At 54.0% G+C, this 12,075-nt stretch carries 11 protein-coding genes; 2 read left to right on the plus strand and 9 right to left on the minus strand.

Features of this window, described 5'->3' with window-relative positions:
- Positions 1–76: 76 nt before the first annotated feature.
- The 9 genes from recC to rppH form a co-directional block, all read right to left on the minus strand.
- Positions 77–3,448, minus strand: coding sequence for an exodeoxyribonuclease V subunit gamma (gene recC, locus WFN87_RS20400; RefSeq protein ID WP_336983624.1), 3,372 nt, complete (start codon positions 3,446–3,448; stop codon positions 77–79).
- A 7-nt stretch (positions 3,449–3,455) separates the two neighbouring features.
- Positions 3,456–3,797 carry a prepilin-type N-terminal cleavage/methylation domain-containing protein gene (locus tag WFN87_RS20405; RefSeq protein WP_008458452.1) on the minus strand — a complete coding sequence of 114 codons (342 nt, stop codon included), beginning with the start codon at positions 3,795–3,797 and terminating at the stop codon, positions 3,456–3,458.
- A complete protein-coding gene (locus tag WFN87_RS20410) occupies positions 3,779–4,213 on the minus strand; it encodes a DUF2509 family protein (protein ID WP_008458454.1) in 435 nt (144 codons plus the stop codon). The genes WFN87_RS20405 and WFN87_RS20410 overlap by 19 nt, the downstream gene beginning before the upstream one ends.
- Entirely contained in the window at positions 4,210–4,770 is a 561-nt protein-coding gene (locus WFN87_RS20415; protein WP_166995924.1) for a prepilin peptidase-dependent protein, read from the minus strand. The genes WFN87_RS20410 and WFN87_RS20415 overlap by 4 nt, the downstream gene beginning before the upstream one ends.
- Positions 4,764–5,231 (minus strand): prepilin peptidase-dependent protein, encoded by a 468-nt coding sequence (locus WFN87_RS20420; protein ID WP_166995926.1) that lies wholly within the window; start codon positions 5,229–5,231, stop codon positions 4,764–4,766. The genes WFN87_RS20415 and WFN87_RS20420 overlap by 7 nt, the downstream gene beginning before the upstream one ends.
- 185 nt (positions 5,232–5,416) lie before the next feature.
- Positions 5,417–6,211, minus strand: coding sequence for a thymidylate synthase (gene thyA, locus WFN87_RS20425; RefSeq protein ID WP_008458459.1), 795 nt, complete (start codon positions 6,209–6,211; stop codon positions 5,417–5,419).
- A gap of 6 nt (positions 6,212–6,217) precedes the next feature.
- A complete protein-coding gene (gene lgt / locus WFN87_RS20430) occupies positions 6,218–7,090 on the minus strand; it encodes a prolipoprotein diacylglyceryl transferase (RefSeq protein WP_008458462.1) in 873 nt (290 codons plus the stop codon).
- A 332-nt stretch (positions 7,091–7,422) separates the two neighbouring features.
- The gene (ptsP, locus tag WFN87_RS20435) at positions 7,423–9,669 is read right to left on the minus strand and encodes a phosphoenolpyruvate--protein phosphotransferase (RefSeq protein WP_336983623.1); all 2,247 of its coding nucleotides are present in this window, start codon (positions 9,667–9,669) and stop codon (positions 7,423–7,425) included.
- 12 nt (positions 9,670–9,681) lie between these two features.
- The gene (rppH, locus tag WFN87_RS20440) at positions 9,682–10,212 is read right to left on the minus strand and encodes an RNA pyrophosphohydrolase (protein ID WP_008458467.1); all 531 of its coding nucleotides are present in this window, start codon (positions 10,210–10,212) and stop codon (positions 9,682–9,684) included.
- A gap of 687 nt (positions 10,213–10,899) precedes the next feature.
- On the opposite strand from rppH, the gene mutH reads away from it, so the two are divergent.
- A complete protein-coding gene (mutH, locus tag WFN87_RS20445; RefSeq protein WP_008458468.1) occupies positions 10,900–11,586 on the plus strand; it encodes a DNA mismatch repair endonuclease MutH in 687 nt (228 codons plus the stop codon).
- Between the two features lie 158 nt (positions 11,587–11,744).
- Positions 11,745–11,963: a YgdI/YgdR family lipoprotein gene (locus WFN87_RS20450; protein ID WP_008458470.1), complete on the plus strand. Its 219-nt coding sequence runs from the start codon at positions 11,745–11,747 to the stop codon at positions 11,961–11,963.
- Positions 11,964–12,075: the final 112 nt, after the last annotated feature.

A 12,075-nucleotide genomic window follows, 5' to 3' on the forward strand; every position in this document is an offset into this window, starting at 1 on the left:
TACTTCGCCAGCCCTGAGCAAGAAATCGCATCATAATTGAACTCACCGGGCTGTGCAATTTTTATACAATCCTTGTTCAGGATTGGTTGAATCTGAACAGAGGCAGCAGGTAGCGCTCGGCCTCTGCGATAATCGCTTCGTAATACTCGGCATCAAGGGTACGGTACAAACGTTGCAGCCAAATATCAGCCCCTTCCCCTTCCACCATATGGTTTCCTTCCCAGGCAGCAAGCAGCTTAGTCCGGGCTTTCTGCTGCGTCTCCTCATCCCATAAAATGGCATCATTTTGTGGGTCATAACAGGTTTTTATCCACGCACCACCGCTGTTATGCAGCAGCAGCAATGGCTGACGGAGGCCTTCTTTATAACCCTCAATCAGTTGCAACAACCAGGCTTTAGCTTCGTCCTGTGCCATATGAGGGAAACGCCACTGTGAATCTTTGCGCCCGAACATTCGGCTTTCGCCCGAATAGCCGCTGGCACAGTAAACCAAATGTTCAATCCACAGCTGCATGCCATGAGCCACATTCAGCACCGAAGGGCGCCAGCGCAGCAAACCATCAGCCTGTACGTCCGACAGCCAGCCCGTCACTCTGGTTCCGTCTATGTGAAGATCCACTTCACAGCTTTCCCCTTTTTGCCGTTCGGCCAGCACTTTTTCAGCCAGCATTTGCATTTCATTCCGCTGGTTTTCCCACAAGATTTCACCGAAGGCCCCGTAAGGTAAAACGCCAGCTGCCCGGTAACGCACAAACAGCTGGTGCGGATCATCTTGCTGGACCAGAGCATTAAGCAGGTGCTGGTTTAACTGAAAACGATCGAGTACATCGAGGGTAAAAGGCTCTTCATCCGGCAATTCGGTATCTTCCAGGCGGAAGTTAATGCCGAGACGCATTTGGAAAAATGCCCGCACCGGGTGCCGCCAAAAGCGCTGGAGCTGCTCAAGGGAGATGTCGTCCCAGGGATCCGCAATCAAAGGCTGAATAAAGTGGGCATGCGCTACGCCGCTGCCACTTGCCGCTGGCAGCCACTCCTGAGCAAAGCTTTGCCCATCGCCTCCGGCAAGGTAGTTGGTGCTGTCAAAAGGTGTTCGGGCATGAAGCGTGACCAGATGCTTTCTCACATGCTCACTGCTGTCATCTGCATTACATTCAGCATCTCCGGGGAGGTAGTGACTGCGAGCGATATAATCCAGCAGTTCTTCCACCAGCACCGACGGGTAACGCCTGCTGTTGTCCTGAATCGAACGGCCGATATAGCTGATGTACAGCCGCTGCTGGGCCGAAATAAGCGCTTCCAGGAACAGATAGCGGTCATCGTCTCGGCGGCTGCGGTCCCCGCGCTGCGGGTGCTGGCTCATCAGGTCAAAGCCCAATGGCGCAAGCGTTCGCGGATAGACACCGTCATTCATGCCCAGCAAACAAACGACCTTAAAGGGAATGGCGCGCATTGGCATCAGGGTACAGAAGTTTACCGGCCCGGCGAGGAAGCGCTGGCTGATGCGCTCCTGGTCAAGACGCTGGGCCAGTTCATCACGCAGCAAGGTTAATGACACGGGCTGCTGGTAGGCTGCATCAGTGCCTTTTTCAATCATCTCCTGCCACTGCTGCTCAATCAGCGCCAGTGCGGCTTCTGTTTCACCATCAGGCAGGAAGAAGCTGTTCAGCATGTCCCTGCATAGCGGCAACCATTCGTCTAAAGGGCGCTCCTGAGTTAACAGCTGACGCCAGCGGTTCAGCTGCATCAGCAACTCCGCAAGCTGCCCCACCAGTTCGGCAATCAGGCCGCTGGACTCATCATAGGGCAGCACAGAATCCCAGACCCCAGCCTGGCTTTCCATCGCATAGCCAAGCAGCATCCGGGTCAGGCCAAACCGCCACGTATGCTGCCCGGTCGCAGGCAGATCCAGTTCTCGAACGTTGTCATCATCAATGCCCCAACGTACACCTGATTCATTCACCCATTTACGCAGATAGCGCAGCCCTTCTTCATCAATAGAGAAACGCGCCGCCAGGGCAGGCACTTCCAACAATGAAAGCACATCTTCTGCTGCGAAACGGCTTTCCGGCAAGCCAAGCAGTAAAATGAACGCCTGCAGGGCCGGGTGAGCCTGGCGCGCCCGACGGTCAGAAATGGCAAACGGCAGCCAACGCTCGTCCTTCGCGCTACCAAACACCGCCTGGATAAACGGACTGTAGCTATCAATATCCGCAACCATCACGATGATATCGCGCGGGGTAAGTTCTGGATCGGCCTCCAGCATCGCCAGCAGTTGATCGTGCAGCACTTCAACTTCTCGCTGCGGGCTATGGCACTCATGGAATGTCAAAGAACGATCGTTAAGATCCAGCAGCCGTTTACCGTCACTGTGTTCATACTCCTCAGCCGTCAGCCCCAGCACCTGCGAATCTTTCAGCTCCAACAGGTCACTTTGCAGGCCGCGGAGAAGGTTATCGGGTTCTAAATCGACAAAAACATCGATCTCTTCAAAACGCTCCAGCTCGGAAAGCAAAAACGCGTAGTCGCGCCCTAATTTCCCCCAAGAGGCCAGCAAGGAATTCCCCACATCCTGCTCACCAAGCTCATTGAACAACGAAGAGGCATTGTCGTTGTCCTTAAACAAGGTCTGCTCTTGTTCTGTCTGATGCCGACGACGACGGCGGCTGAGAAGACGAGCAAGGAACGCGGGATCTTTAATATCCCCCCAGTAGTAGCGGCAGGGGTTGGTAAATAGCACATGGACGTCGATATGCTTACCCAGCGCCTGCAGAGCCTGGAGGTACACAGGTGGCAGAGCGGAAATCCCACAAATAAAGACGCGAGATGGGAGTCCCGTCGGGCAAACCTCGCTTTTCTCAAGAGCGCTAATAAAGCGCTGGTAGAGATTGGCTCGATGCCATTCAGGCTGCTCCAGCTCAGCGGTGTAGCGCACCAGTTCCGCCCAGAGAGGAGCCTGCCAGAGCTGAGACTCTCCCACGCCTTCGACAAGCTCGCCCTTCTCCCAACGACTTAGCCAGCCGGGACGATAGACAAGATACTGGTCATAAAGGTCGGCAATCCGGGAAGAAAGCTGAAACAGCTTACGGCTGCTGTCGTCTACCTGCAGATAGTGGCCAAGCATCTTGAACTCTGGCTTGTGGAGCATATTGGGGATAAGCGTCATCAGCTTCCAGCTCATGCTCTGCTTGTTGAAAGCGCTCACCTCCGGGATATCGGGCAATACCTTCACGAACATATCCCAGATAAAGCTGGCGGGCAGCGGAAACTCGATGTTCGCCGCAATACCAAACTTCTGTGCCAGCGTCATTTGCAGCCACTGCGCCATCCCGGTGCTTTGCACCAGCACCACTTCCGGCTCAAAAGGATCCGGCAATGGCTGGTGCTCCACAATGAACTCCATAATGGCTTCCAGCACATCAAGGCGGTTGGAATGGTAGACACGCAACATGAAATCGCTACTCCTGACGTTGTTCTGACCGTGGGCAATCGAGCCTCAAAAGCTGCGCTATCCGGCCCTCTGGACTTGTTACAGTAACGTCGATGCTGACACATCCCAAAGACGATGTCTGCTGTTGATGCACATTCCATGCATCTGAAAGTGGAGGAACTTCTGGCTCGGTCTGCTCACGCGCGACTCGCCACAGCTGCCTTAGCTGCCATTGGCTGGTGAAACCCTGCTGCAATACACCGTGGTACCCCAGCAATGCGGTCATCACTATCGCAAACAGCGCCAGGGCACATAGCACCTCCGGGAGGCTGAAGCCACGCTGCCGGGAAACTATCGAGGCAGTTTGCATAAGTCATCGTCCAGTAAAGGGCAAAAATCCAGCCAGCCCTGCGCGGAGGCCACTAATTTATTCCCCTGAAGTCCCCCCCAGCGCCACAATGTGAACGGTAGCGTGGGCCCTGCAACAGAACCGGAAGCAGCCAGTAAGGCCTCACCTTTATCGGTTAGATGCAGGCAGGCGTGCCACTGATTACGCGACTCAAACTGACATTGCCAGGTTCTCTGGGGTTGCCAGCTTTGTTTTTCCCCCCATGCCAGCGCAGATCTTGCAGCCGTCTGATTTTTAATAAACTGAATTTCGGCGGCAACCTCAAAGCGCTGGGCGCTAAGTTGCCGGGAAAGCCCACTCAGCATCAGAGAACCAACTGCAAGCAGCATCAATACCATCAGCAAAGAGGTGCTCCCTTTCTCTTGCTTGCCGCTCATGAATTTTCTCCACTCACCGTGTAGCTAAGCTCCACAGGACGCCCACCTTGCTTCAGATATGCAGCAAGACTCACGAGGAATAAAGGCCTGCCGGTTTTGCGATTCAGGCGAACCACGGAAAAATGCTGCACCACCAATTGCGTCGGGTCAGACATTCTTTCCCAGCCGGTACCTTCACAATGCTCTACGCCCTTTTGAGTCTCCAGGCTGCCGTTACGCAAGCGATAGCCCGTCTGTTCATTTTGACTACCAGGGGTCGTGTCCCACCGGCCATTACCGTTGGCATCCCACTGCAATACCACGCAGTTTCCGTTGTTCATAAGCTTTACAGCCTCCCCCTGACACTTCCCTCGGCAATAACCCGCACGCTGTAAATTTTTTCCAACGGTGAACGCCATTTGCCAAAGCGCTTCCTGCTGAGCAACGTAGCTGTACTGGCGTAAAACCTCGCCCTGCAAAGCGGGGAAAAGCCTTGAAGTGCCTAGCAGCAGCACGCTGCTCAAGGCCATCGCAATAAGCGTTTCGAGTAACGTAAACCCTCTCTGAGCGCTCAACATGACTTGTCTCCGGACATTTCGCACAGCCGGATGCGCCCCCAAACCGAGAGCGTCACTTTCCAGCGCCCGACCTGACTTTTCACAATAAGGTGGCCTGGCCAGGCTGTGTTGCGAATACCGTAGAAACCTAACCCGGCAGTCATATCCTCCACGACGATATCGTCAAACTCGGGGGTAAACGTCAGATTTGAGTTTCCCGAACAGTTTTCTTCAGCGGCACGGCTTGTCAGGCACCAGCTTTTCCCCAATTGATGCAGCGCCAAAAGATGGGTTTGGTTATGCCAGTTGGCATCATTTCTTAGCCGCGAGAGAAAGTGACTCAGTTGCTGAGCCGTTTGCCGCAACTGCACTCTCTGCTGCCACTCGTGCCAGCCGTGAAGCCCACCAGCGCTGAGTACGGCAACAATGGCTATCACCACCATCACCTCAATAACGCTAAAACCACGTTGGTTGATTTTCATGGGAGGAGTGTGGGCCACAGAAGTTGAATCAGCCAGTTCGCAAATCAGATGATGCGACACATATCGGAAGATAATTAAGGCGTTACGGAGAGTTGCATACGCTCTGGAATCAATGCCGAAGAAGCAAAACCAGGGCAAAAAAAACCGGCGCACTCAGGCACCGGTTCTGTCACTCTGTCAGCAGGTTAAATGGCGACAGGCGCTTTGATCGCCGGATGCGGATCGTAGCCTTCAATCTCGAAGTCTTCGAAACGGTAGTCAAACAATGACTCCGGCTTACGTTTGATAACCAGCTTAGGCAGCGCGCGCGGTTCACGGGTTAGCTGCAGACGTGTCTGTTCCAGGTGATTGCTGTACAGGTGCGTATCGCCCCCGGTCCAGACAAAGTCGCCCACTTCCAGGTCGCACTGCTGCGCCATCATATGCACCAGCAGCGCATAGCTGGCGATGTTGAACGGCAAACCAAGGAAGATGTCGCAAGAGCGCTGGTAGAGTTGGCAAGAGAGTTTGCCGTCTGCCACATAGAACTGGAAAAACGCGTGGCAAGGGGCCAGCGCCATTTTATCCAGCTCGCCCACGTTCCACGCAGAGACAATAATGCGCCGAGAATCGGGATCGTTTTTCAACTGGTTGAGCACGGTGGTTAGCTGATCAATATAACGCCCGTCAGGGGTTGCCCAGGAACGCCATTGCTTGCCGTAAACCGGGCCGAGATCGCCGTTTTCATCAGCCCATTCGTCCCAAATCGTCACCTTGTTTTCCTTCAGGTACGCGATATTGGTATCGCCATTCAGGAACCACAGCAGCTCATGAATGATCGAACGCAGGTGACATTTTTTGGTGGTAACCAGCGGGAAGCCTTCCTGCAGGTTAAAGCGCATTTGATGCCCAAAAATCGACAACGTGCCGGTACCGGTACGGTCCGCTTTTGGCGTGCCCTCTTCGAGCACTTTTTTCATCAAATCAAGATACTGTTTCATGTCACCTCACGAAAGTTGCTGCTGCGGACGGCGGTAAGCCCAGACCATCATAATGATACCGGCAACAATCATCGGAATCGACAGGATCTGCCCCATGCTGATGTACTGTACCCAGGTGCCGGTGAACTGCGCATCCGGCTGGCGGAAGAATTCGACGATGATACGGAACGCACCGTAGCCAATCAGGAACAGGCCAGAGACGGACCCCATTGGGCGAGGCTTACGAATAAACAGGTTCAGGATGATGAACAGGACAACCCCTTCCAGCGCCAGCTCATAAAGCTGAGACGGGTGGCGAGGCAGTACGCCGTAGGTATTGAACAGCGATTGCCATTCCGGGTGCGTTGCCAGCAGGCCAACGTCTTCACTGCGTGAACCAGGGAACAGCATGGCGAAGCGGAAGTTCGGGTCAACGCGGCCCCACAGTTCGCCATTGATAAAGTTGCCGAGGCGCCCAGCCCCTAAACCAAACGGGATCAGCGGAGCAATAAAATCAGAGACCTGGAAGAAAGTACGCTTGGTGCGGCGCGCAAACCAAATCATCACGCAGATAACACCGATCAGGCCGCCGTGGAAGGACATACCGCCGTCCCAGACTTTGAACAGGTAGAGAGGATCGGCAAGGAAGACCGGCAGATTGTAGAAGAAGACATAGCCCAGGCGTCCCCCCAGGAACACGCCAAGGAAACCTGCATACAGCAGATTCTCTACTTCATTTTTCGTCCAGCCGCTGCCCGGACGGCTGGCGCGGCGCCCGGCAAGCCACATGGCAAACACGAACCCGACCAGGTACATGAGCCCGTACCAGTGCAGGGAAACCGGCCCGATGGAGAAAAGCACCGGATCAAATTCAGGGAAACGCAGATAGCCACTATTCATCTGTCACCACAAGCTATTGTTACCTCACCCAAAATAGAAGGTGAGTGGCAAGTACGCACCACTCTCGATGCGCTCCGAAAGCAGCGGATCATAGCACAAACAGCCAGAGTGATTGATTACGGAAGTTGTAAAAGATGTGTAATGTCCCGGTGGTACCGGGGCATCCAGGGCGTATCCGGGAGTGTGAACCAACACCAGGCATAGAAGAAAACGAACAGGGAAACCCCTTCGGGGTTTTCGGAAGATGAGCCACAACAAGGGAAAAACCACGCTTTTTCCCTTGTTGTCAGACGGGGAAAATGTCCCGGTGAGATCGGGACATTGAGAACGGATCAGCGCCCTCCGCGAATCAGGCCCCCCATGCCGCGGCGCTCCATAAACGCAGCGACCTGGTGGCGTACTTCCGTCGCCATTTGAGCCTCAAGGGTACGCTGAGCAAGCACTTCGGCTTCTTCAAGCTGAATATGGCGTAACAGGTATTTAATACGCGCAACGGAACGGCCGTTCATTGAAAGATGACGGTACCCCATGCCCACTAGAATCGCGACGCACATCGGGTCACCGGCCATTTCACCGCACAGGCACAGATCGAGGTCATAGCGCTCGGCCTCACGGGCAATCAGGTTCAGCGTACGCAGCATCGCCGGATGCAGGCTATCGTAAAGGTTAGCCACCCTCGTGTTGTTACGGTCAACCGCCAGCAGATACTGAGTCAGGTCGTTTGTACCAACGGAAATAAAATCAATACGCCCGGCCAGATGCCCCAGCATGAACACCATGGAAGGCACTTCAACCATCACCCCAAGCCTGAACTTCGGCAACTGGTAGCCTAATTCCTCTTCGACTTCCCGGCCCGCACGATCGATAAGTCTGCGCGCATCATCGATTTCATCAATGCTGGTGATCATCGGCAGCAGGATACTCAAATTCCCCGTAGCCGCATTCGCACGCAGCATGGCGCGGACCTGGATCAGAAAGATCTCTGGCTGATCCAACGTAATACGAATGCCTCGCCAGCCAAGACAGGGATTCTCCTCGCTGATGGGCATATACGGAAGCTGTTTATCCGCCCCGACGTCCAGCGTTCGCAGCGTCACAGGTTTGTCGTTAAACATCTGCAACATGCCCTGATACTGTGCAACCTGCTCTTCTTCAGACGGGAAACCGCTTTGCAGCATAAAAGGAATTTCGGTGCGGTACAGCCCGATGCCGTCGATACGGCTACCAAGCTGTTCTTCATGCTCAGGACTAAGCCCGGCATTCAGCATAACCTGCACCCGCTCGCCGCTTTTTAACGCCGCGGGCTGCTCCACATCATCTTCCGCCAGGCGACTAAGTTCGTTCTCCTCGGTCACCAGGCGCTGGTATTCCTGCAGCAAAACCGGCTCAGGATCCACCAGCAATTCACCGCGATAGCCGTCTACGATCAGCATTCGGCGATGCAGAGCCGATGGCTGAATATCAGCGCCCATGACGGTTGGGATACCGAGCGCACGGACCATAATGGCGGCATGAGAGTTTGCCGCACCATCGCGCACGACAACGCCCGCGAGACGGTTTTGCGGCAGTTCGGCAAGCGTGGTGGCTGAAAGTTCATCGGCAACCAGCACAAAGCGCTCAGGCCAGGTATTCGGGCTTTGAATCGTGTCATCGAGGTGGAACAACAGGCGCTGCCCCAGCGCTCTGAGGTCGCCCGCGCGCTCTTTCAGGTAGCTATCTGAAAGGCTGGCAAACTGTTCAGCAAACTTCTCCACCACCGTTTTCACGGCCCATTCAGCGACCAGGCCTTTATCTACCTCAGCAAAAAGCTCACGCCGCAGGCGGGCGTCGGTCAGCAGGTGAGAGTAAAGGTCGGAAATCGCCGCAGTCTCTTTCTGAGCCCCGGCGGCAAAACGCTTGCTGTAGCGGCGGAATTCCCCGGAAGCCTCTTCCAGCGCGGCGGTCAGACGCTCACGCTCAAGCGCCGTGTCCAGGGTCGACGCTTCAAAAACTTGCTCCATCAGCGGGACGGTTGTGTCCATCCAGCCTTCGGCAATCGCCACGCCAGGCGACGCAGGCAGCGCGCGAATACGGGTCTGGCGATACTGTCCAAACAGGGCCGCTAACTGAGACTGCGATAATATCCCGGCCATTTGCGTTGCCAGCGTAACGAGGAAAGACTCTTCGCTCTCATCGTACTGCCGGTGTTCACGCTGCTGAACAACCAGCACTCCCAGAAGCTGACGGCGCTGGATAATAGGCACGCCGAGGAACGCACGAAAACGCTCCTCTTTTACGGCGGGCACATATTTAAAGCTGGGGTGTTTTTGCGCATCTGCAAGGTTAATCGGCTCCGCGAGCCGCCCAACCAGGCCAACAATACCTTCATCAAAGGCAAGCGTGACGGTGCGGCCGCGCGGTTTCTTTAACCCGCGCGTCGCCATAAGGTAAAAACAGCGGCGCTCGTGGTCGGCGAGATAAACCGAGCAAACCTCGGTATCCATCGCAAGGCAGATGTCAGTCACCAAAATGTCCAGCGCCTCATTGAGGCGCGGGGCACTGGCGACCTTTTCGACTATTTCTCGCAGACGGGTGAGCATTTTTCGCGTGACTTAACCTCTTTTACGTCGCCATGCCGGCGAGTTATTGCGTGGTGGCGTAACTTCCTGCAGTGGCATCACCACGCTGGCAAACTCTTTCATTACCCGGCGATAGACATCGCGCTTGAATGAAACAACCTGACGGACCGGATACCAATAACTGACCCAGCGCCAGCCATCGAATTCCGGCGTACTGCTGGTTTGCATGTTGATCTCACCGTCGCTGCTCAGCAACTGCAAAAGAAACCATTTTTGTTTTTGGCCGATACAAACCGGCTTTGTGTCCCAACGCACCAAACGTTTAGGTAATTTGTAACGCAACCAGTTTCGGGTCGAGGCAAGAATGCGAACATCTTTTCTTTGTAGACCGACTTCTTCGAAAAGCTCCCGGTACATTGCCTGTTCAGCGGACTCGCCAGGATTAATACCCCCCTGGGGAAATTGCCAGGAATGTTGGCCAAAGCGTCGCGCCCACATCACCTGTCCCTGCCGATTACATATTACGATCCCAACGTTGGGGCGGTAGCCATCATCATCGATCACCGGACTACCTCAAAACAAACTTAGATTGCATCGATTGTTTCATACAAGTGTCAGGCGGTAAACCACTCTCTCGGCGGCGCTCGCATGGAATAACATTTGAATAACTCACAAAAGAGAGCCGGGTTATAAACAGGGGACGGTCAAAACCGGCGGTTTTATTCACTTTTTCTGTGGATATAACTGTGAAGAACTACCGAATTACATCGGGACAACTCAGGACAACTAAAATAAGGAGCAATCCTGCCACACATTAAAGCCTTTAAATTTCATAATCATAATACTATAAAAATGACACACCAGTTTCATAATGTGATGATCGTCACATATGAAGATCGCCTACTGATGAAAGATCGCACAATGTTGTTTTTATCCACAGATTGTGCCAACAAGTTAGTCACAAATCGGTGATAAATTGTATTTTAGCGCCTCGTCAAGGCTGTAAATGGAACCAGTAGTCATGCTTTTTCCCAGTTATCCCACTTTTCTGTGGATAACATGGTGTAAGATCCTGTTCATTGTCAGTGACCAGATTTGGAAAAGCCTTTTTAATGTTGCTGCAACGAAACGGCTGCCTTTAAAAACTCATTATAAATCAGAATATTGTTAATCTTATCCTCAGACGACTAAACTAAGCTTTCGCTGTGCACAAAGTGCGTTCATTTTTTAACCAAAAAACATCAACGAGTTATGCAACCAATACGTCCGCTCATCACGCCCCCACGCAGTGAAGCCGAGCTGCTCCAACAGGCGCAAAGCGTCGCCGGTTATACTCTGGGCGAGCTGGCTGCCTGCGCTGGCTTACAGACGCCGAAAGACCTGAAGCGCGATAAAGGCTGGATTGGCGTGCTGCTGGAGCTGTGGCTGGGTGCCAGCGCGGGCAGCAAGCCCGAACAAGACTTTGCCGCGCTCGGGATCGAACTGAAAACGATCCCGGTGGATAGCCTTGGCCGTCCGCTGGAAACCACGTTCGTCTGCGTCGCGCCGTTAACCGGTAATAGCGGCGTCATTTGGGAAACCAGCCATGTGCGGCATAAGCTCAAGCGCGTACTGTGGATCCCGGTTGAGGGAGAAAGGCAGATCCCGCTTGCCGAGCGGCACGTGGGTTCTCCGCTATTATGGAGCCCTTCAGAAGAGGAAGAACAGCAGCTGCGCCTGGACTGGGAAGAACTGATGGATTTGATCGTGCTGGGCCAGGTCGAGCGCATTACCGCCCGTCACGGCGAAGTGCTGCAGCTGCGGCCAAAAGCCGCCAACAGCCGGGCGTTAACAGAGGCTATTGGCGCGGACGGCTCACCTATTCTCACGTTACCTCGCGGCTTCTACTTAAAGAAGAATTTCACCGCAGCTCTTCTCGCACGGCACTTCACGCTCTAATAGCCGCCGCAGAGAACGGAATCCAGGGTTCTGTCAGTAAGTCCCGGGGAATGTTACATTTCCCTCGTCCTATTAAGAATTTACCGCTTTCTTTCCCCTGTTCATCAGGTTATTACTAAACTTATTAACAAGATCCCTTCCTGACGAGGAACATACCGATGACTAAATGGGCAGTAGCAATCTCCGCCATTGGTCTTGCCTTTGCCGTTTCAGGCTGCAGCAGTGACTACGTAATGGCCACCAAAGATGGACGAATGATTTTGACCGAGGGCAAGCCGAAGGTCGATGAAGATACCGGTCTGGTAAGCTATCGTGACCAGCAAGGTAATGAAATGCAGATCAACCGCAACGACGTTTCCCAGATTATTGAGCGCTAATCTCGCAGGGTCAGCCCCTCGGCTGGCCTGATGATTTTTCTTCTTTTCCCCTCTTTCGCTTTGCTCCGGCCTCTGCCATGTTTATAGACCTTTTGTCGGGTAACGATGCCTG

The sequence above is a fragment of the Cedecea sp. AS113 genome (genome assembly GCF_037152415.1).
Classification (GTDB): Bacteria; Pseudomonadota; Gammaproteobacteria; order Enterobacterales; family Enterobacteriaceae; genus Cedecea.